Raw genomic sequence first — 20,288 nt, forward strand, 5'->3', positions numbered from 1 at the left:
TATGAAACTGCCAAACGTGACCTGCCTAAGTGCCGTTCCTGGCATATGGCAGAGAGCCCTAACAGTAGCCTAATGGCCTTCTGTAACGGAAGGCACACGGTGAGCAGTTCCTTCTCCAATACTAAAGCCCTGGCCTCGACCTTCGCCTTGGAATTCCTTAACCCCTCCGCATTCGTCTTCAAACTGTCGCGCTCTGTACTCAGCCGGGTTATTTGGCCCGCTTGCTCTTCCAGGGCTTTCCGGAGATCCGCCTTTTCCTCCAGGGCCCGATCCCGTTCCTTAATGACCTGATCCCGCTCTTTTTTACATAACGGTGGAAAGCTATCTCTTCAGGAATTATATAAAGTTGCGTCACCAGTCCAAGGAAAAGGTAAAGGAATTTTACGATCGATTCGCACTCAAATGGTTCCAAGAATTCCTATCGTTATGGTGTTTGTTAGTCATCGTAAGAATGAAAATGAATGGTTAGCTATTCTTAGCACGGACCGTACTTTAACCGAAGAAGAAATTATCAGGAATTACAGCATGCGGTTAGATATTGAAACCTTTATTAAATGCACAAAATCGCTTCTTAAGTTGCAGAAGGAGTTTCAAGGCCGTTCTTACGACATGCTGATTAGTCATACAACAATCGTTTATGTACGTTATATCCTGCTCGCATGGCAACATCGCCAAAACACGAATGAAAGAACCTTAGGACTTTTTGCAGAATTGTGTGATGAGGTGATACGTATTCACTTATTCTAACACTCGTGTTTGCAGAATGTTGAGAGGCAAAAATACAAATTATGGAGGCAATAATACCTAGAGCAGCTATTCCTTCAAAGCCAACATGAAAAGAGAGTATTTGGGCTTTGACGATAGTTTAGCCCCCATTCGATCCGCAAGGGATCCGGAAAAGGGTGACATGATAAACATTGCCAGAGAGACGACCGTCATAATAAGCCCAACCAAGAATGGAGAAAGTTTAAGTATCCAGTCTAGATAAAAAGGCATTAAGAAAATTACTCCAAACATTAGCGAATAAGAAAGTAATCCCGTAATATTTGGTTTACTAAACGAACTTACAGCCTCTATCCGACGGAAAATCTCCTGGCCAATTCGTATATTCGCGGGCTCGCGTATTCAAAAAATTCCTTGTAAGCCGCACAATAATAATTGAGGGTCGGCAGATTTTCCATGAAAGGCTCACGATCTCTTCTGCAGCCGCCGCGGCAAAAATTTCCCCACCTGCACTGCTTGCAGGTGGGATCAGTATATTTGGATCCTTCAATAAATTCTTTAACGATATCGCTTTTTTCAATTTCTTCAAAAAGTAAATTTCTAACATTGCCGATATACCACCTATCAAATACATAAAAGTCGCAAGGGTAAACCCCTCCGTCTGCTTCAACAACAAACTGAAAGGAACAAGTTCCTGATAATCCACAGGATTCAGGAGGTAATCCCATAGCAAGTCCAACAAGGTTATCAAAGTAACGGATATTGATCGGATACCCTTGCAAAACATCCGCATACCACTCGTCGAAGATTCTCTTTAAAAAGTAAGCATATCTTTCCGGCGTTAATGAGTAGTTATAACGACCACGGAGTTCTCCCTGGGGGTCTAAGCAGGGTATAAACTGCAGATAATGAAAATCATGTTTTTTATAAAAGTTGTAGATTTTACTTATATGTCTTGCCACGTTAGCCGTAACTACACACAAAATATTGTATTCTACACTATGCTTGTTAAAAAGCTGTATTGCTTTCATAACCTTCGAAAAGGACCCTTTACAATTAATTCCTATCCGGTAATAGTCATGTATGTCTTTGGGACCGTCTAAAGAAATGCCCACTAAAAAATTATGTTCAGCAAGAAACCTTGCCCAGGCAGTGTCAATTATCATGCCGTTCGTTTGCAAAACGTTGTTGATTTTTAAATTTTTCACATTGTATTCTTTCTGGAGCTCGATCAACTTCTCAAAAAATTTCAAACCTGTGAGGGTAGGTTCACCGCCCTGGAAAGCAAAAGTACAGTATTGATCAGCATACGCGAGAGCCTTTTCTACAAGGATTTCCAACGTTTCACTATCCATTAGGCCATAGGAATAAGTCTCTCTATTTTCAGCGATAGAATGATAAAAACAATATTTACACCGTAAATTACAATTGCTTGACATCGGTTTAATTAGAATATTCAGTGGCGGCATACTTGATCCCTGTCTTTACATTTAATTTTGTTAACTACCGGTTTTAGTATTATCTTACGAGTATTTAAGGCTACAACCCCAGAAAACAAATTTTCCAGGGTTATAGGATTTATAAACTAATTATTTGATTCCTCTGATCTACTTTTTTGAGCTCAAAGCGTTTAATCTCTCCAACGACCACCAGGTAGCAAACGATAGCCACAAGAGCATTTGCACCTACGAAGGCAAGCGCTCCATTAAAAGAACCTGTTCCATGGACGATATATCCGATAACAATAGGAGTAATAATGCCTGCTAAATTACCAAAAGAATTAAACATTGCACCACTCAGACCGAGAATCTCTTTCGGTGCGGCATCGGAAATAACGCACCAGCCAATAGCCCCAAACCCCTTTCCGAAAAAAGCTAGCGACATCAAAAAAATAACAAGGCTTACTGAACTTACATAATTGCAGCCAACAATAACCATTGAGAGCAATATTCCTGATACGATCGGGACTTTTCTGGCAAACGTTAAGGAATAGCCTTTTCTTAACAAGTAATCAGAAAATAACCCGCTTAAAATTTGCGCAGTAAAGCCACAAAGCGCCGGCAAAGAAGCAACAAAACCTGCTTTCAGGATGGACATACCGCGGGCTTGTACCAAATAAACCGGGAACCATGTTAGAAAGAAGTAGGTAAGCACATTAATACAATATTGCCCGATAAAGATTCCCATAAGCATACGACTTTGCAATAATTGCTTAATATATGGCCATTTGGATTCACTGTTCTCCTTTTCAGTTTGTGTATCCATTTCTACCATTGCTCCACCCTGTTCAATGTATTCCAATTCGGCTGAATTAGTCTTCGGATGTTCTTTCGGACTATAAATCAATTTTAACCAAACAAAGGTCAAGACTATACCAATTAATCCCATCATGACAAAGTTTTCTTGCCAACCGTAGGACTGGGTCATCCAGGCCATAATAGGGGAAAAGAGTACAGTCGCTCCGTACTGCGCTGAAGCAAAAATAGAAGCCGCCGTTCCTCTTTCCTTAGCCGGAAACCAAGCTGCCGTAATACGGCTATTAGCTGGATACGCCGGAGCTTCAGCAAATCCTATCATAAAGCGCAGAATAAAAAGGACAACAATGATTGCACCACCGGTTAGAAATCCAACAAGTCCTTGACATAGAGTGAAGATTGACCAAAAGGCAATACTAAGGGCGTAAATTATTTTGGAGCCAAACCGATCAAGGAGCCAGCCGCCAGGAATTTGAGCTATAACATAAGCCCATGAAAAAGCGGAGAATATATAACCTAAAGAGACTGCATTCAATCCAAGTTCTTTCTGCATAGATGAAGCGCCAACCGCCATAGCGGCCCGGTCAGCGTAATTCAACGAAGATACTAAGAATAACATAAATACAATCAACCAACGGACATTGCTTTTTTTGACTATGCTCTTCATAATTAAGCCTCCTGCTTTAATCAAGTGTAACTGTATCGCTCTTCACTTTTGATGCTAGTAAACGCGTTCTACACCCTTTGCCCTTTGATCCTACTGTTTAGCGAATTCCCCGCTGCAACAACAGATCTCTGTTATTCAAAATACCACAATTTTCCTGGGTCGGCTTATAGTGAAAAGGCTTTGCAGGCTGTCCCACAAGTTCGCCGTTCTTCATCCATTGAAAATCGCTGCCGTATAAGTTGGATTTTAAAATTACAATCAGTTCTTGTTTTACGGCCTTATATTCGGAGCCTTCGGATAGGTCCAACATTTCATCTGGGTCATTCACCACATCAAAAAGCTGAAATTGATTTCCAATCGGATAGTAAATCAATTTATATCGGTCCTTCCGGATCATTCTAGTGGCTCTATCATCCTCCCATAGTTCACCGTAAACATAATCTCTCCTGTTGTTTGGATCCAGAAGTGAAATACCTTCAACTGTCTCCGGTATAGCAAGGTCGCACATACCAAGCAATGTCGGCATCATATCTTTTAATTCTACCAAACGGTCATCGGTAGTGTTAAACGCCAATCCCTCAGCATCCAAAGTAGGAACAATGATAAATGGTACTTTAGTCGAATCTTCATAAAAGTTATTTTTCCCCCATAAATTATGGTTGCCCAGCATCTCTCCATGGTCGGAGGTAATGGCAATAATCGTATTGTCAAGAAGCTTTTCCTCCCTTAACGTTCCGATTATGGACCGTATAGCGTAATCGACCTGAGTGCATGAAGCATAGAAACCTTTTCTGGCTTCTCTTAAGTATTTCGCGGTTTTTAAATTATAAAGGCTATTATAATATTGGGCAGCATAAGGATAATGCTCCGGGTCTCTCGCCCACTTACCAACATGTGGCGAATCAATCTCCATATCATTGTACATATCTAAGAATACCTGAGGCGGGACAATTGGAGGATGAGGTGCCGTAAATCCACAGTACCAAAAAGCCGGTTTAGTAGGATCCCTTCGAAGGATCTGTTCACACATCTGCCTTGACGTCCAACTGGTTTGATGCAAATACTCCGGCAAATGCCACGGCCTGGTCAGATAATTGTTATTGGACATGCCATGACCATAATCCAGGCCGGTAAACCCTTCCCTATTAATAAACCGGGTATAATCGTCTTCTCTCATCTCATTGGGGAAATTTACTTTCCTGCCTTCTTCATTCAAGATAACATCGTCGAATCCGATCCGATCCCGTTGAGGATATACATGCAATTTTCCAACGCCACATGCCTGGTAGCCGTTATTGCTAAATGTTTTAGCTATAGTTGGCAGATTTTCTGGCATTTCTAAGAATTCTTTAAATTTCCGATCGCCGTGTGTCCTTGAACAAGTTCCGGTCATAAGTTCTCGGCGAGCTGGTATGCATACCGGAGTTGGGCTGTAAGCGTTTACAAATCGTACCCCTACTTTGGTCAGCTCATCCAAAGTAGGTGAAAGAAAATTTTCCTTGCCATTGCACCCCAGCAAGTTTCCGGGCCATTGATCAACTGTAATAAGTAAAACGTTCCTTTTTCCGTGTACGCGATCATAGTTTTTGCCCTTTAACATTTTGTTTCTCCCCCGATTTACAATTGATATTAAATGCTGATTTCGTAATTCACGTGATGAATTTTTGTTCTCTGCTTTCGAAATATCCGTTCCACGTTTTACAATGCTTAACACTGATTTTTTACTATCTTCTTAAGAACTCTCTACTATAATCCGCGGGCTTCATTAATGCTAGCTATAAAATGTTTAGCAATCGTAGTAATCGATTTGTAGTCTCCCGTTTTAGCGCCGCCTGTTAGATTACTGCCAACCCCAACCGCTATGCAACCGGCTTTAATCCATTCCCCCACATTGTCTAACCCAACTCCACCTGTAGGCATAACAGGAGCTTGTGGAATAGGGCCTTTAATGCTTTTAATAAAGGACGGACCAAACACTTCACCCGGAAACACTTTTATAATATCGGCGCCGGCTTCCATAGCTTCAATAACTTCTCTAATCGTCATCGCCCCAGGCATGACCGGTATTTGGTAACGATTACACAAGCGAATTGTTTCAAAGTTGAGTGATGGGCTAACTACATACTGAGCCCCCGAAAGGATGGCAATTCTTGCTGTTTCCGGATCGAGAACAGTTCCAGCGCCCACAATAATTTCTCCAGATGTGTAAGTATTGGTTAATTCTTTAATAACTTCTGCCGTGTCTGGTACAGTAAATGTAATTTCAATGGCTGCTACACCACCGGCAATGCAAGCTTCAGCAATCCTTTTTGCCTGCTCAGCGCTTGAGGCTCTTACAACGGCAACAAGGCCACACTCCGCAATTTTGTTGAGCACTCGTATTTTTGGTATCAATCTTCTTCCTCCTTGTAGCCCGGGATTATTTCCAGCGCCGCTGAATGTCAGCAATAGCTGTAAACTCATCTTGCAGGTTCCAGTAAATGCGTTCATAAATTGCATATAGTTCTTGATAACGTTCATGGTTATCCATATTCGGTTGATAACGCTTTTTGATATTAATAAATTTATTGACTTCCTTAATGTCGCTGATAATTCCTAACGCATACATACCCAAGATTGCCGCTCCAAAGGCCGAACCTTTCGGTTCACCGGGAACGTTAATCACTTCTCCGAAGACGTCAGCCATTATCTGTACCCATAAGGGCGAACGAGTAAAGCTGCCGCCTGCGCGAATTTCTGTCACCTTGCCTGATATTTCTTCCAACGATTTTAAAATACTAAACATTCGGTAGATAATGCCTTCCATGGTCGCCCTGACAAGATGGCGTTTACCATGATTAAGATTAAGTCCGAACAATACACCCCGGGTATTGGCATTATAATACGGAGCCCGTTCACCGGAAAAAAAAGGCAGCATAATAAGTCCATCCGACCCAGCGGGTTTTTGCTCGGCATAACGGCTTAATATTTCATACGTATCAAGCCCTTGCTTTTCAGCCACTCGCTGTTCTACATCCGCAAACTTATCTTTTACCCAGCGGAAAGCAATCCCACCATTAGAAAGCGCACCACCCAGCACCCATTTATCTTCCGTCAAATTGTAGCACCAAGTCCGACGTTTTTCGTCCGATCGCGGTTTGTCTGTTACGATCCGAACTGCGCCGCTTGTGCCGATCATTGCCGTTACCTGTCCGGCATTGACACTGCCAGACCCCAGTGTCGACAATACACCGTCGCTGGCCCCCAGAACAAATGGTATATTGGCATCAAGACCTAAAGCGGTAGCCATTTCGGGTTTAAGTCCCTGCTCAATATAAGTTGTTGGTTTGACTTCCGGCAGGATTTCTGCCGAAATGCCTAAAATATGGAGTAAATCGTCATCCCAATCCTGCTGATGAATATTATAGATAGCTGTAGCTGAAGCCAGTGATTTATCCAGCACATATTTGCCCATCAGTCGGTAAATAATGTATTCCTTGATCCCGATAAGTTTTGCTGTTCGAGCAAAAATATCCGGCCGCTCATATTTAAGCCACATGACTTTCGATAACGGATACATGGGATGCAGCGGACAGCCCGTCTTTCGGTAAATTTCATTCGAAGCATCATCTGCCCGCAATCTTTCCGTATACTGCTGGCTTCGGGAATCTGCCCAGATCAGCATGCGGCTCAGCGGGTAACCCGAAGCATCTACCGGTATCAGGCTGTGCATAACGGCGCTAAAACAAACTCCGTTAATGGTTTGCCCACTAGTCTGGGCTTGACCGGCGGCAGCCCTGGTTACTTCAACCACCGCTTGAAAAATTTCTTCAGGGTCTTGTTCCGCATAGGCAGCTTGCGGTGTATAAAGCGGGTACTCCAGCGAATGACCGGCGATGACCACCCCATCTTGGCGGTAAACAACCGCCCGGCAACCGGTGGTTCCAATATCAATACCCATTATGGCTCCCAAACTCATTCAATCACCTCCCTTCTTAGTTTCCTTTAGAACCTACGGCGTACTGCACCTTTGGCAGATGAGGATGTAGACCGCCCATATTGTCTTAAAAAATTACTTTCTTCCCCCTGTTTAACTTTAGCTTTATACTCAGCCGCACGTTTCGTCAGTTCGGCTTTGGCGATTTCCCAAGTAAGGCGTCGCTCGCTGATATCAATGCTAATCCTATCCCCATCTCGTACCAAGGCAATAGGTCCGCCCTCTGCCGCTTCAGGCGATAGATAACCAATCGCCAAGCCGCCCGATGCACCAGAATAGCGTCCATCAGTAATGATCGCTACATTTCCGATTTTAGCGAGAACTTCAGTGGCCCGGTGCATTTCACGCATTCCCGGCCCTCCAACCGGTCCTTCATACCGGATAATAACGACATTCCCGGAAGCAACTCCCCCCTCTTCCATCGCCGCCATGCAGTCATCTTCAGAATCAAACACTTTTGCCGGACCACTGAATTGCCACATATCCTTTGCAACTGCCGAGCTTTTAACGATAGCGCCTTCCGGCGCAAGATTGCCGCGTAAAACGGCAATGCCCCCCTCGGGAGAAAAGGCATTGGTCAATGGTCTTATAACCTTTCCGTCGGCTTTCGCCACCCCTGTCAAATTTTCCTTAAGCGTCCGGCCATTAACAGTCAGCACTGTCGTATCTAAAATCGGTGTAAGTTCCCGCATAATTACCGGGATACCACCCACAGGCTCAAGGTCGGCAACGGTATATTCCTGGCTATTGGGTACGATGCGGGTAATAAGCGGCGCCTTGCGGCTGATTTGATCAAAGTCGTTATAGCTAACCTCAACACCTGCTTCATACGCAATTGCAGGTAAATGCAGAACAGTATTCAATGATCCCCCCATTGCCAGAACAACGGCCATAGCATTGTCAAAGGCTGCTTTGGTCATAATATCCCGCGGTCTGATTCCCTTCTTCACAAGATCCATGATCGCGCGGCCGGTTTCCTCAGCAAGTTCTTGACGCCTCGGGTTAAGGGCGTGGACTGTCGCAGAACCGGGAAGAGCCATGCCAAGAGCTTCGGTTACAATACACATTGTATTTGCCGTGCCCAGAAAAGGACAAATGCCTGCCGTCGGATAATAATCAACTGTAGTTTTAAACAACTCTTTTTCACTAATCTCACCCGCTAAAAATTGTTGCCTAGCCTTCTTAGATTCAAAGGGTTTAATTTGATTAACCATTGGGCCGCCTGTAATCATAGCCGTTGGTATATTAATCCTAGCTGCTGCCATTAGCATTGCCGGGACAATTTTATCGCAGGAGCAGAGCATAACCATACCGTCAAAAATACCATGACCGTTTATCATAGCTTCAATTGAATCTGCAATCAATTCCCGGCTTGGAAGCGCATATTTCATACCATTATGACCTTGGGCAATACCGTCACAGATGGCAATAGTATTGAACTCCAGCGGAAAACCGCCAGCAGCCAAGACACCTTGTTTTACATGTTCAGCCAGTTCTCTAAGATGACAGTGCCCTGGGACAATCTCATTCCAGGAGTTTACTATCGCAATAATTGGCTTGCTTAAATCTTCATACGAAGCACCGCCTGATCCTAGATGCCCTTTGGCGATTGCCCGTTGATAAGTTGGTAGTTTATTAATTTTATTCACAATAAAATGAACCTCCTTTTTGTTAAGAGTATTATGCAAGTATTATGCCAACGAAAATACTGACTTTTTAAGCTTTTCTTTATTGTTATATTTCAAAAATGAAAAACCCGTTGCATTATCGCAACGGGTCGTTTATCCTTCGCCAAAGTGTTGTTCTATTTATTTTATATTTACGACAAACCTCTGCCTGTCCGTAGCGAGCAATTAGTTGTTTTACCATTTCTCGTTCCATTGTCCGTAAATCGCCTGTTTCAGGAACTACAATTGTTGGAACTCCCTTTTGGGTAGAACATTCCTCGTTAAGCATTTCGGTTATAAATAACTTTGTGACACTGCCCTTGTGATCGATAAAGGCTATTGTCTTTTCAGCGAGGTTTTTTAGTTCTCTAATGTTTCCCGGCCAATTATATTCTTCTAACGTTCCAAAGGCTTTATCTTCGATGGTAACCCTTTTACCGTACTCATTTTCATACCTAGCAATAAAGTCATGAAATAAAATTCGTATATCTTCACGTCGCTCCCGCAACGCAGGTAACGTTATTTTTAGGACATTAATTCGATAATACAAATCTTCTCGGAACTTACCTTCCCGTACGATTTCAAGGAGATTTTTATTCGTTGCACATATTACGCGGGTGTCAATAGGTATGATTTTGTCGTCCCCGATTCTCATAACTTCTTTTTCCTGCAGCACGCGCAACAACCTGCCTTGAATCTCAAAGCTAAGTTCGCCGATCTCATCCAAAAAAATAGTCCCTCCATGAGCTAATTCAAATAAGCCTAACTTGCCGCCTCGTCTTGCACCGGTAAATGCGCCTTCTACATATCCAAACAATTCACTCTCCATTAAACTTGGAGGAATGGAGGCACAATTAACGGACACGAATGGGCCTGATTTTCTGGTACTTTCATTGTGAATACTCTGAGCGAACAATTCTTTACCCGTACCGGTTTCTCCGTAGATTAATACATTAGCGTTATACTTTGAAAATTTTATTGCCTTACTAATAGCATTATGAATTAATTCGGATGAACCTAAAATATCATCAAAAACATATTTGGCATAGAATCCTTTTTTGTTCAAGGACAGGCGTATCTTTCGTTCAAAATCCTGTATAACACTTACTTCGTCAATAGTTACAATCTCACCTCGATGGCCGATGCCTGCGTCAAGCGGTACAAATCGTGTGTAAACCTGCTTTCCGCTGACTTCAATAACTTTCTCATCTCGTTTACCTAAAAGAAACTGGATGTCTTCTTCCCGCATTGTCTCCGTCTTTCCGCTAAATAGCCTTCGAGCAGGAGCATTACAAAAGCTGACCTTCTTATCGTCAGTAAGTGCAATTACCCCCTCATGAATGTTATCAATAACAGCATATAATTGGGCAACTCGAAAACGGTCCCTTTTTTTCGTATCAATTATGTTTAAAGCTTCTACGATTGCTAATCCAACAGAAACTTCTCCCGAATCTAAATATTCGGTGTCTAGAGAATAAGTTTCCACTGAATATCTGATAGCCTGCATTCCACCAATAATAGCCTGAACGCCATTTTGATATAAATGATCGATTGTATGCTTAACCTCATCAAAGTCCTTACACATTCGAATAAAAACCTTACTATTTCCCAAATGAAAATCTTCAGAAATACCATCTTGTAAGACTTCGCCGCTACGCACAATGCCAATCTTAGTTAGCCCTTTACTCATGATGGAGGATACTTTTTACAATAAATCATGAGCAGAAACCCTGATGGTAACGATAGACACACCTAACGTTTTTTTTAATAGTTCCACTGTTTTCCCTCTGCTGATAATTACATCGATATCCTTATCGGAATACTTACGCATAACATCTAATGCCTGATCCCAATCACTGACATCTATGAACATATCAAGTCCCATTTTTTTAGAAACTTTGCCAGCGGTAACCGCCAGACTTTCAGATGGCGCCAAAAACAATATCTTACTCATTTTCTTGCTCCTTTTAATTCAGTAATTATAGTGAGATATGAGTATTTCGGAGTGAAAGAGCCGTTTTCACGCTCAAACTGAGCCACCTTCCCGGAACATAGAGCCACCCAAAAATCGATTTTCTCTGGGGTTAAACTTGAGGGCCCCACAGGATGTCTCTTCAGTGAGTCGTGGGGTGTGGCTCCCTTCATCGTGAGCCTGGCTCTTTTATTCCGTGATGATGGCTCTATTTCACCGACAAAGTGGCTCTCTCGGAGTGAAATATTCAGCAATACTCCTTCTCCTTCTTAGTGCATGATCATATAATATTTGCGGTGTTTGAGGGAGTTTGTTCATGGGGGATGCAAACAGTTGGCAGCAACTAATTCTGAAACTTATACTTCTCTCATACTAGAATGATTAAAACATGAAAGTTCTCTTTTGATTAAGAAGAGAACTTTTATGTGCCGGGACAGATGTATTTATGTTTATGTTATTCTTTATTTCTTTTTGCGTTTTGCCAATAAGCTTCAATGAACCCTTTAAATACAGTATGGCTGTGGACAAAGCCATATTTCTCGTAAAACTTCCCAACGACTTCATTGCCATTTGCCACAAATACCCACAGATCTTCTATATCCTCATGCCCATTCAGCCATTTCATTATCATATTTGAATGTTGACCGCCTATATTGCAACCTCTATATTTTGAATCTACAAATAGCAACTTATATGTCCCTATAGTTTTGGGCACATCATAATCCTCAGGATAAAACCCTAGTCCACTTATCTCCTGTGCCCAGCTAGGCCTTGCTGATATATCTTCCTGTTTTAATTTACTCACAGCTGCAAATGCGAATCCTATGGGTTTTTCACAATCATAGGCTACTGCGATATATTTTCGTTCTGCTCCTGTAAAGTCTGGTACCAGTCTGTTTTCAAAGTTCATACTAGCCATTACATCTGGCTTGATTGTCGCACGATCGGCTTGAAATCTCATTAAGTTATTACAAAGATCTTTCAAGAAATAGATGTCACCGCTTTCGTAATCTTTATAAACTATCGCTTTCATGTTACGCCTCCTTATCTTTACTATGACTATAACCCTAAATTACTTTAAAAAATAATTGTTGCTATTTATGTTTATTATAGGTTTTACCTATGATAAACTTATCTTAAAAAATGCCATGGAGATCTATATGGAAATTAGAGAGATCAAACCAACTAGATCTAGCTTTCATAAAGTACATTCCATTGCATACAAGAAACCTCAAACTCATTTATGACGTGCTTTTTCGAGAAAAACTATACGTACCGGTGAGTAAATTCATACCAAAATTATGAGGTATCGGCAACTCATTGAAAGCGGCATTTTCTCGTGCTATAATGCACTTGCGGTTTATTTGAAAAGCGATAAAAATACATCAGACGGTTCTGAAAGGGTTCGGCTTAATGGAAAGAAAACATATTGACGGTGATCGGGACTTTAACCTATTTTTGCTGGCAGGGTTGTTCGCCGGGATCGGTGCAGGCATTAATACATCGATATTCAACAACTATTTAAACGACATATTCAGGCTATCCGAGAATGTCAGAGGTTTCCTTGAAGTACCGCGGGAAGCGCCGGGTTTCTTTATCATGCTAATTCTAGCGGTTTTAAGTTTTTGCGGTGATGTTCGAATTGCTATGCTTGGTATGGCAGCGGCAGGATTGGGGATGCTTGGGCTCGGGCTGCTGTCGCCGACCTTCGCAGTTATGATTATCTGGATGATGATGTACAGCCTCGGCACACACATGGTCATGCCCATCACGCCATCCATCGGCATGTCCCTGTCCAAGCAGAAGTCTTTCGGCGCCAGACTTGGAACGGTTAGCGCCTTCGGCCTGTTCGGCAGTATTATCGCCTATGTTTTTGTCTTCCTGAGCTTTCACTTCCTGCATATGACCTATCAGCTTGCCTTTATCATAGGTGCTGTTTTCTATGTGTTCGCAGCTTTGGCGGTGGGGCTGATGAAGAAAGGTGAACCGAAAGCCAGGAAAGTCAGATTTGTTTTTCGCAGACGCTATACGCTCTACTATGTACTGGCCGGCGTTAGCGGTGCGCGGGCGCAGATTTTTCTGACGTTTGCGCCATGGGTGCTGATTAAAGTGTTCGGCGTGCAGCCCCAGATGTTTGCCATCCTGGGAATGATTGTCGCCTTGGTAAGTATCGGCACACGTAAGATGATTGGCAGACTGATAGACGTCCGGGGCGAGCGATTCGTTCTGACTTTGGAGGCCGCTTTGTTGTTCGCCATCTGTCTTGGATATGCGTTCTCGGCCGACATTTTCCCCGTCGGCATCTCTGCGGTGATTATCGCCGGCTGCTATGTCATCGACAATTCCATGGCTGCGGTCGAAATGGCGCGGTCAACTTATTTACGGAAGATTGCCGTCGATCTTGCTGATGTGACCCCAACGCTATCGACAGGCGTGAGCCTGCAGCACGTCGCTTCAATGACGATTCCCGTTTTCGGCGGGCTTTTGTGGTCTGCTTTTGGATATCAAGCAGTATTTATGGGCGCAGCTGTTATCGCGTTCCTCAACTTTATACTTTCACGCAGAATTAAGATTGAGGTTGATCCCGCCATTAAAGCGGAATAAAACATATTTGGCAAGAAAGTACATACCTATAGATAATTAATAAGCCTTGAGTTACGTAAGATTATCGTATCTCAAGGCTTATTAATTTTTAATTGTCCAGTAACTCAATTTAGATACAAATTAAAGATGCACCTACGCTTAAAAAGGGGTGCATCGGCTTAAAAAGGGTGCATTTTGAGATTACCCGTTAAGTATCTTCCTAATTTGCAATAATAAGATTTTACTTTTTTGTTCTATCTGACGGTTTCCCAAGGTAAACATCATAACCGCAAAGTTTGGTCAAAAAAATTCCTTTTCCATTAGTATATGAGATAAGCTGTATTTGATAGGACTTTGATGTTTCACCAGGAATTTTACCATGAAATATAGTTTCACTATTCTTTGTATCGATCCGTTCAACAGAAGCTGCTCTCATTTGCTGTAAATCATACATTGCTTTGCTGCTATATTCTTTGGGAACACAAAGCTCAAAATCCATAAATGGCTCTAATAATTCTGTTTCTGCTTTTCTAAGCGCCTTCCCAAAAACAAGCGGAGTAAGATGCCGAAAATCCGCTGGTGTGCTGACAGGACTAAAATAGAATCCATAAGTAAAGCACACCTTTAGGTCAGTTACTTCCCAACCAAATAAACCTTCCTCACAAGCCTTTTGCACGCTGTCACTTACAGCAGATTGAAAAGACTTATTGAGATAGCCATAGGAAACCTTGCTTTCAAAGACGAGTCCGCTTCCCAGAGGGAGTGGCTCGATGGATAGTCCCACGGATGCGCAATAGGGATTAGAAGGATCTTGCACATGAATGGTTGCATCGGCAGCCTGCCTGGGACGTTCTTTATAGATACAAACTCAAATAACATAATAGTATTATCCCAAGTATATGTCAATGTCAATTCGATTAATCTTGCGTTGACCATTTTGATCACACATTTCCTTGTAAACTGATTCAATGGACTTATGTCTGTGATTTATCTCTTGTATTCTGTTTATTACACCTGCAGCGTTCTTTGCGAATTCGGTTGCAAACATTGAGCTTTTAATTTACGGCAATCTATTGCAATACCTAGATAATCTAGGTATTATTTTTATATAGAATCCATACATAGTATTGGAGGTTTTACTGTGGAAATTGATAAAGGCTTAATCGGCGGGAGCGCCATATTGCTCTTATTGTCCTTGCTTGAAAAAACCGACCGCTATGGCTACGAACTTATAAAAGAACTGGAAGAACGTTCGGATCAGACGTTTCGCTTCAAAGAAGGCACTCTTTACCCTGTTTTGCACAAGATGGAAAACCAGGGATTTGTTCAATCCTATATATCTAAAGGTGAGACAGGAAAAGAACGAAAATACTATCAAATCACTGCCAAAGGGAAAAAGGAGCTTTCAGCAAAGAAGAAAGAATGGCAAATCTTTTCCTTATCGATCAATAAGGTCCTAGGCGGTGACATTCATGCTTTCACCTAAAAGCGAAGAATTTCTCCAAAAGGTTCTGTCCTATGTGAAGTTCTCCTTTGATCACAGGGCTATCAAGGATGAACTTGAAAATCACCTTATTGATAGAATGCAGGATTATAGAGAACAAGGCTATGCTGAAGAAGAGGCGGAACAGATGGCGGTCAGCGCCATGGGAGACGCTCAGGAAATTGGGCGGGAGCTTAACCGGGAACATAATCCAATCATCGGTTGGTTGTGGAGGACTTCACATTTCTTAGTCGTTTTATTGGTCATAACGAACCTGTATTTTGTCGGACTTCCAATCGCCATTTCGGTTGGAGATACTTTAATGAAGATTAATCCCGCAGCCGGTATTCCCAAGTCCGATATTGTCTATAACCTTCCCGTCCATCAGAAGGTTAAACTTGATGACACAGTGATTAATTTTACCAACCTTGTCCTCGAGAAAAACGGAGATCTGAATATCTTTTATAGGTACTACGATACAAGTCTGTGGGGAGGGGGTTGGAACTTGGGTGATATTGGGGTTATTACTGATAATTTAGGCAATCGATATTACAATGGGTCAGGTTCCGGAGACGGAGGCATTGTTTCCACTTGCCGAAGAACAATCAATCATTTTGCCGAAAACGCGGATACCTTAATTATTAGTTACGATTACTTTAATCGCCAATATCGAGTTGAAATTCCCCTGAAGAAGGTTAAAGAAAATGAGTATTAGATTGAAGAAGATAATTCGCAATATCCTAATTTTGGTTCTTTTATTCCTGATATTTGTTCTACGTTCAGGCTTTTATCCAACTCCCTTATCTGCCCATCAACGTTCTGAACGAAGCCTGCATTATGGTCCGTCGAAAGTGGTTCACAGCGAGGATTTCGCTGAGGGAAAGTATATTTTAGGGAAATATGATCGCTGGGTCTCCTGCGAGACGGTACAGCGAAAGCTCTTTTTCTTTTGGACGATCGGCAATCGTTCCAACTTTAAGAATGATACGACGAAACCCTTTGCTTTTAGCTGGATGACATCGGAGGGCAGTAACTGCAACCTTTACGGAATTATTAATGACAAACGGATTAAACGAATCGAATTGACTTTTAATAATGGGCAGGTAATGACCCAAACCGGCTTTTATGAGGATTTGTTTTTGTTTACCTGGAAATTAGCTCCTGACTATCCCTCGTCCGACTATTTCAAAGACCTCAAAGGATACGATGCCAACGACAATATACTATTCGAAGCAGATCAGTCTAAAGTCTCGTGACCTTTAGACAGCGCTTAAAAACGGCTCTCTCCTTTCCAGTTTTTCCGGGATAAACATAATGCCCGTAATAGTTATTGAAAATACCAAAGGCAGCGGGGCTTTTTCCTTCGCTGCCTTTGGTTGTCAGCCGTTATTACCTGCTCAGATATTCTGGTTCGAGCACCGCGAGAGAAACTCCTGCACCCGTTTTCGATACACTTTATACGCCTCCGGATCATCGGCTGCGAGGTTTTTTATCTCCCACGTCAGGTCTTTGAAGGCTCTGTCCAGGCTCTCGTATAAGAGGGCGATTTTATTGCCGCGAGCCTTGAGATTCGCGGCGTTCAGGTCCTTTTTTAGCTGTTCAACGGACTCTGACTCTACGCTTTTCCTGACTGAGAGCAGTTCCTTCTCCAGGACTAAAGCTCTGGCCTCGACCTCCGCTTTGGAATTCCTTAACCCTTCCGCATTCGTCTTCAGACTGTCACGCTCTGTACTCAGATGGGTTATTTGGTCTGCTTGCTCTTCCAGGGCTTTCCGGAGATCCGCTTTTTCCAGCAGGGCCTGATCCCGTTCCTTAATGACCTGATCCCTTTCTTTAACGGCCTGACTCCGCTCATTCACCACCTTTGTCAGCTCGCGGGCAGACAAGCTCTCGATATCAAGCTCGGCAATGAATTGCGCCCGCTCCTTTTCCGGGACTCCCAGAAGGATTAAAGCCTGGCTATAATTCAAATTCGTCAGCGTTTGCCCCTGCTCCTGCGTTCCTACCTCGAGGGAGGCGTCCGCTTTAGCCCCGTAGGCCTCAAAGATCTTCATCAGTCGTTCAGCCGTTTTCTGAGAGTAGCTAACCGAATTTCCCAGCCACTTGCCCCATTCCCCATGGGGAAGCAGTTCCTTGACCTCCTTCAGCCGCCGGCCGATTTCAATGGCACCGGCAAGAATGATTTTCCCGGTCTGATGTTTAATCGCGTTTATTTCAGCCGCAATAACAGGCGGCGTCCGATCTGAGAGCAAATCGTTCATGCTATTGCCTGCCTTTTTCATTGCTTTATTTCTAGAATATGTGACCGGCTCAGGAGTGTGACAACCCGTATAAAGGTTGTCACAAAATCGACAACGTTGTCGATTTTGTGAGTCCCTCAACCGGCTCCTCTAGGGAAAGGAACGTTGAGGCTGTAACCCTAGGACAGGCTTGAACATAAGATGAAATGGACTGGCTGAGTTAGCGAAGCCGGTCAATACGGAGGAAAGGGGTGATGAAAATGGCAGTAACCGTAATACCTTTAAGTTCAATGCTGACCGTAAAATATCAGACCGGGCTTACGCCCGAAGGTACCCCTGTATTCAAGCAGAAAAGCCTGAATAACGTATCCGCAGACGCTACCGAACAGGACGCCTATGACGTGGCGGCGGCTATATTCAACCTGGTACAGAATCCGATGAGCAAAGTGTATTTGAGAAAGAATTATGAACTCGCCAACGAGTAATTAGCTTGGATAACAAGACTTGATTTATGATAAGGAAACTTCACGGGAAAGGAGGCGATTCCATGGCTATCACAACCAGCAAAGTCCTGAAACTGACGTTTACTACTACCGGCGGTAAAACCTTCGTGCTGACGATCCCCCAGCCGAAAGAAAACCTGGATAAGGCTGAAGCCGAGGCCCTTATGGATGAGATTATCCAGAAAAATTTATTTATTACGCCGAGCGGAGCGTTAAACGGCAAGAAGGACATTAGAATCATTGACACATCGGTGAACGATTTATTTGATCCTCCCCAGGATTAGACAGACCGACAAAAAAGCGGCGACCGCATGGCCGTCGCTTGGTTATTGCGATTTTTGATTGCCTTATCAGGCTTGCGAAAAAAAAAGAGACCCCGGCGCTCACTACCAGGTCTCCAAGCACAGAAAGAACTACGAACGATTCAATAATGCTATATAAATTTCCTGAAACGTTACAGGAAGCAAATGAAGTAAAAACATGAAACTATAGTTTATCTCATAATATCCATGGAATTACAATACAAGTGTATAAATACCTTTATACTTTATTAAAAATATAATTTATTCTTGATAAAGTTAAACTGGGTGATAAAAATTGGAGATTGATTATAAAGAACTGGGAGAACGGATTGCGAAAAGGCGCAAGATGTTGAATTTGACCCAGGATGATGTCGCAGAAGTCACGGGACTTAGCAACAACTATATTTCCAACATAGAAAATAACCATTCTATTCCCAGCATCGAAACATTGGTTAAAATTTGCAATGCCTTGGACATTACACCGGATTACCTCCTGCTGGGTATTGTCAGAGACACGGATGTCAACCTACATTCTCAAATTAACCAAAAAATCAAACTATGCGATACGAAAAAGCTGGAACTGGTTGATCATTTCATAACATGGTTAGTTAAGAGATTAATGCCCTTTTAGTTATATTAAAATAGGCTTTGGAGGAAATATTTTGTTTACTATCGGCATTTGCGATGACAGACCCTTGTGTCGTCAGTTATTGGAGGCCTTCATTCATTTATATGAAGAAAAAACGGGACTTTTATTTGCTATTTACCAATTTAGCAGCGGCGAAGAGCTTCTCGAAGAACTTAATAAACAGGGAATGATTCTTGGCCTCCTGTTTCTTGATAACAGCATGAAAAAGCTGACCGGTCTCGAAACCGCCAAACAAATTCGGCAATCCGATTCCATGTCAGCATGCAGGATAGTGTTTGTGACCTCTGCAGAGGATAACGCTCAATTTATGCAGGTCCAACCTTTACAAGTGGTATGCAAGCCCCCTACCCGGGAACAAATTGATGCTATATTAGACGATGTCTTAACCAAAAAAGTGCAATAGTTCCCTTCCCTTTTTTACATAATTAGATGGCAAGCCAAAGATTTATCTTTCATTGAGTAACTTGAAATAACTCAATCTCTTGACTCTTGGACCACTACTACATTCTTGAATTTCATGTTAGGGAAACTGTCACCAGCTATCCCTCCTTATTGGATGCTTCTAATCGCCTATTATAGTTGATCTCCTTCAACATTTACTACCAGTAGGTAACAAAACTTTCAGGTTAAACTCAGTCAGCATTCAGATCATTTTCAACTCCCTGGATTATAGTGATATTGAGATAAAGACAGGCAAATTAATCATCTTTGTTATTACATAATCACTTTATTTTAGGGAGGCAATTACAATGTCTGAACAAACGATTATTGACAATGACTATGCGACTTTATGGTATCATCCAGGAACTAAAATTATCCATCACAAAATTAAAAAATATGTTTATGGTAAGCAACTTCAAGATTTGTTAAGCACCGGGACTGAACAATTACGAAAATATGGAGCAAAAAAATGGTTATCTGATGATATAAATAATAATGCCTTAACTGCCCAGGACGCAGAATGGACATCAACAGTGTGGCTACCGAATACGGCCAAAGCAGGTTGGAAATATTGGGCTCTAGTTCAACCTGAAAAAATTACTGGTCAGTTGAATATGAAAAAACATACCAAATTATGTGCAGATGCTGGAGTTGTTATCAAAGTATTTAATAATCCATATGAGGCAATGAAATGGCTAGAGAGTCAGTAAAACGAAGAGGGCGCTGCCCTCTTTTGTTATTTGTCCAGTTGCAGTCGATGGACTATCTAGCAATCTTGTGACTATAAATTCCATTGTCGTTGCTCCTTTACATCTGACAAAATACAT

General features: G+C 42.4%; 21 protein-coding genes and 1 pseudogene. 10 read left to right on the forward strand and 12 right to left on the reverse strand.

Translation table 11 applies throughout. The features are described 5' to 3' along the window. Positions 1 to 402 precede the first annotated feature (402 nt). On the forward strand, positions 403 to 747 hold the full coding sequence (locus tag VZF35_RS05815; RefSeq protein ID WP_407311836.1) for a hypothetical protein: 345 nt from the start codon (positions 403 to 405) through the stop codon (positions 745 to 747). 66 nt (positions 748 to 813) lie between these two features. On the opposite strand, the gene VZF35_RS05820 is transcribed toward VZF35_RS05815, so the two are convergent. The 10 genes and pseudogenes from VZF35_RS05820 to VZF35_RS05865 all read right to left on the reverse strand — a co-directional run bounded on the left by VZF35_RS05820 (position 814) and on the right by VZF35_RS05865 (position 12,293). Beyond that, complete coding sequence (locus VZF35_RS05820) at positions 814 to 996, reverse strand: hypothetical protein (protein WP_407311838.1); 183 nt, start codon at positions 994 to 996, stop codon at positions 814 to 816. Positions 997 to 1,073: 77 nt separating this feature from the next. Continuing rightward, entirely contained in the window at positions 1,074 to 2,192 is a 1,119-nt protein-coding gene (locus tag VZF35_RS05825; protein ID WP_407311840.1) for an anaerobic sulfatase maturase, read from the reverse strand. A gap of 109 nt (positions 2,193 to 2,301) precedes the next feature. Then, positions 2,302 to 3,645, reverse strand: coding sequence for an MFS transporter (locus VZF35_RS05830; RefSeq protein ID WP_407311842.1), 1,344 nt, complete (start codon positions 3,643 to 3,645; stop codon positions 2,302 to 2,304). Positions 3,646 to 3,742: 97 nt separating this feature from the next. Beyond that, on the reverse strand, positions 3,743 to 5,245 hold the full coding sequence (locus VZF35_RS05835) for a sulfatase-like hydrolase/transferase (protein WP_407311844.1): 1,503 nt from the start codon (positions 5,243 to 5,245) through the stop codon (positions 3,743 to 3,745). A 146-nt stretch (positions 5,246 to 5,391) separates the two neighbouring features. After that, a complete protein-coding gene (locus VZF35_RS05840) occupies positions 5,392 to 6,036 on the reverse strand; it encodes a bifunctional 2-keto-4-hydroxyglutarate aldolase/2-keto-3-deoxy-6-phosphogluconate aldolase (protein ID WP_407314485.1) in 645 nt (214 codons plus the stop codon). Between the two features lie 28 nt (positions 6,037 to 6,064). Next, positions 6,065 to 7,603 (reverse strand): gluconokinase, encoded by a 1,539-nt coding sequence (locus VZF35_RS05845; RefSeq protein WP_407311845.1) that lies wholly within the window; start codon positions 7,601 to 7,603, stop codon positions 6,065 to 6,067. A 26-nt stretch (positions 7,604 to 7,629) separates the two neighbouring features. After that, positions 7,630 to 9,270 (reverse strand): dihydroxy-acid dehydratase, encoded by a 1,641-nt coding sequence (gene ilvD / locus VZF35_RS05850; protein WP_407311847.1) that lies wholly within the window; start codon positions 9,268 to 9,270, stop codon positions 7,630 to 7,632. 115 nt (positions 9,271 to 9,385) lie between these two features. Continuing rightward, positions 9,386 to 10,537: a sigma-54 interaction domain-containing protein gene (locus VZF35_RS05855; protein WP_407314487.1), complete on the reverse strand. Its 1,152-nt coding sequence runs from the start codon at positions 10,535 to 10,537 to the stop codon at positions 9,386 to 9,388. Positions 10,538 to 10,684: 147 nt separating this feature from the next. Then, positions 10,685 to 11,242: pseudogene (locus tag VZF35_RS05860) on the reverse strand (PrpR N-terminal domain-containing protein); the annotation flags it as partial. Positions 11,243 to 11,714: 472 nt separating this feature from the next. Continuing rightward, on the reverse strand, positions 11,715 to 12,293 hold the full coding sequence (locus tag VZF35_RS05865) for a GNAT family N-acetyltransferase (protein WP_407311849.1): 579 nt from the start codon (positions 12,291 to 12,293) through the stop codon (positions 11,715 to 11,717). A gap of 380 nt (positions 12,294 to 12,673) precedes the next feature. On the opposite strand from VZF35_RS05865, the gene VZF35_RS05870 reads away from it, so the two are divergent. Next, positions 12,674 to 13,864, forward strand: a complete 1,191-nt coding sequence (locus tag VZF35_RS05870; RefSeq protein WP_407311851.1) for an MFS transporter — start codon at positions 12,674 to 12,676, stop codon at positions 13,862 to 13,864. A 220-nt stretch (positions 13,865 to 14,084) separates the two neighbouring features. Here VZF35_RS05870 and VZF35_RS05875 read toward each other — a convergent pair whose 3' ends face one another. After that, positions 14,085 to 14,705, reverse strand: coding sequence for a hypothetical protein (locus VZF35_RS05875; RefSeq protein WP_407314489.1), 621 nt, complete (start codon positions 14,703 to 14,705; stop codon positions 14,085 to 14,087). A 279-nt stretch (positions 14,706 to 14,984) separates the two neighbouring features. Here VZF35_RS05875 and VZF35_RS05880 point away from each other — a divergent pair, with 279 nt between their 5' ends. The 3 genes from VZF35_RS05880 to VZF35_RS05890 are packed head-to-tail and all read left to right on the forward strand — an operon-like array spanning position 14,985 to position 16,582. Further along, the gene (locus tag VZF35_RS05880; RefSeq protein ID WP_407311853.1) at positions 14,985 to 15,329 is read left to right on the forward strand and encodes a PadR family transcriptional regulator; all 345 of its coding nucleotides are present in this window, start codon (positions 14,985 to 14,987) and stop codon (positions 15,327 to 15,329) included. Continuing rightward, complete coding sequence (locus VZF35_RS05885; RefSeq protein WP_407311855.1) at positions 15,316 to 16,041, forward strand: permease prefix domain 1-containing protein; 726 nt, start codon at positions 15,316 to 15,318, stop codon at positions 16,039 to 16,041. The genes VZF35_RS05880 and VZF35_RS05885 overlap by 14 nt, the downstream gene beginning before the upstream one ends. Then, on the forward strand, positions 16,031 to 16,582 hold the full coding sequence (locus VZF35_RS05890) for a hypothetical protein (protein WP_407311857.1): 552 nt from the start codon (positions 16,031 to 16,033) through the stop codon (positions 16,580 to 16,582). Before VZF35_RS05885 ends, VZF35_RS05890 begins: the two co-directional genes overlap by 11 nt. Before the next feature lie 141 nt (positions 16,583 to 16,723). On the opposite strand, the gene VZF35_RS05895 is transcribed toward VZF35_RS05890, so the two are convergent. Beyond that, the gene (locus VZF35_RS05895; RefSeq protein WP_407311859.1) at positions 16,724 to 17,707 is read right to left on the reverse strand and encodes a DUF3102 domain-containing protein; all 984 of its coding nucleotides are present in this window, start codon (positions 17,705 to 17,707) and stop codon (positions 16,724 to 16,726) included. A 119-nt stretch (positions 17,708 to 17,826) separates the two neighbouring features. Here VZF35_RS05895 and VZF35_RS05900 point away from each other — a divergent pair, with 119 nt between their 5' ends. The 5 genes from VZF35_RS05900 to VZF35_RS05920 all read left to right on the forward strand — a co-directional run bounded on the left by VZF35_RS05900 (position 17,827) and on the right by VZF35_RS05920 (position 20,171). Next, on the forward strand, positions 17,827 to 18,051 hold the full coding sequence (locus VZF35_RS05900; protein ID WP_407311861.1) for a DUF1659 domain-containing protein: 225 nt from the start codon (positions 17,827 to 17,829) through the stop codon (positions 18,049 to 18,051). 62 nt (positions 18,052 to 18,113) lie between these two features. After that, entirely contained in the window at positions 18,114 to 18,353 is a 240-nt protein-coding gene (locus VZF35_RS05905) for a DUF2922 domain-containing protein (RefSeq protein ID WP_407311863.1), read from the forward strand. 313 nt (positions 18,354 to 18,666) lie between these two features. After that, entirely contained in the window at positions 18,667 to 19,002 is a 336-nt protein-coding gene (locus VZF35_RS05910) for a helix-turn-helix domain-containing protein (protein ID WP_407311865.1), read from the forward strand. A 31-nt stretch (positions 19,003 to 19,033) separates the two neighbouring features. Beyond that, positions 19,034 to 19,423, forward strand: a complete 390-nt coding sequence (locus VZF35_RS05915) for a LytR/AlgR family response regulator transcription factor (RefSeq protein ID WP_407311867.1) — start codon at positions 19,034 to 19,036, stop codon at positions 19,421 to 19,423. A 346-nt stretch (positions 19,424 to 19,769) separates the two neighbouring features. Next, positions 19,770 to 20,171 carry a hypothetical protein gene (locus VZF35_RS05920; protein ID WP_407311869.1) on the forward strand — a complete coding sequence of 134 codons (402 nt, stop codon included), beginning with the start codon at positions 19,770 to 19,772 and terminating at the stop codon, positions 20,169 to 20,171. The last annotated feature ends 117 nt before the right edge of the window (positions 20,172 to 20,288 follow it).

Origin of the sequence: Desulfosporosinus paludis (genome assembly GCF_045689965.1) — a bacterium.
Lineage (GTDB): Bacteria > Bacillota > Desulfitobacteriia > Desulfitobacteriales > Desulfitobacteriaceae > Desulfosporosinus > Desulfosporosinus paludis.

Coding starts and splice junctions, on each gene's coding strand:
- VZF35_RS05865 (WP_407311849.1), bottom strand. CDS start 12,293: ATGAAAGCGATAGTTTATAAAGATTACGAAAGCGGTGACATCTATTTC.
- VZF35_RS05830 (WP_407311842.1), bottom strand. CDS start 3,645: ATGAAGAGCATAGTCAAAAAAAGCAATGTCCGTTGGTTGATTGTATTT.
- VZF35_RS05815 (WP_407311836.1), top strand. CDS start 403: ATGGTTCCAAGAATTCCTATCGTTATGGTGTTTGTTAGTCATCGTAAG.
- VZF35_RS05820 (WP_407311838.1), bottom strand. CDS start 996: ATGCCTTTTTATCTAGACTGGATACTTAAACTTTCTCCATTCTTGGTT.
- VZF35_RS05825 (WP_407311840.1), bottom strand. CDS start 2,192: ATGCCGCCACTGAATATTCTAATTAAACCGATGTCAAGCAATTGTAAT.
- VZF35_RS05845 (WP_407311845.1), bottom strand. CDS start 7,603: ATGAGTTTGGGAGCCATAATGGGTATTGATATTGGAACCACCGGTTGC.
- VZF35_RS05835 (WP_407311844.1), bottom strand. CDS start 5,245: ATGTTAAAGGGCAAAAACTATGATCGCGTACACGGAAAAAGGAACGTT.
- VZF35_RS05885 (WP_407311855.1), top strand. CDS start 15,316: ATGCTTTCACCTAAAAGCGAAGAATTTCTCCAAAAGGTTCTGTCCTAT.
- VZF35_RS05920 (WP_407311869.1), top strand. CDS start 19,770: ATGTCTGAACAAACGATTATTGACAATGACTATGCGACTTTATGGTAT.
- VZF35_RS05900 (WP_407311861.1), top strand. CDS start 17,827: ATGGCAGTAACCGTAATACCTTTAAGTTCAATGCTGACCGTAAAATAT.
- VZF35_RS05905 (WP_407311863.1), top strand. CDS start 18,114: ATGGCTATCACAACCAGCAAAGTCCTGAAACTGACGTTTACTACTACC.
- VZF35_RS05890 (WP_407311857.1), top strand. CDS start 16,031: ATGAGTATTAGATTGAAGAAGATAATTCGCAATATCCTAATTTTGGTT.
- VZF35_RS05855 (WP_407314487.1), bottom strand. CDS start 10,537: ATGCGGGAAGAAGACATCCAGTTTCTTTTAGGTAAACGAGATGAGAAA.
- VZF35_RS05870 (WP_407311851.1), top strand. CDS start 12,674: ATGGAAAGAAAACATATTGACGGTGATCGGGACTTTAACCTATTTTTG.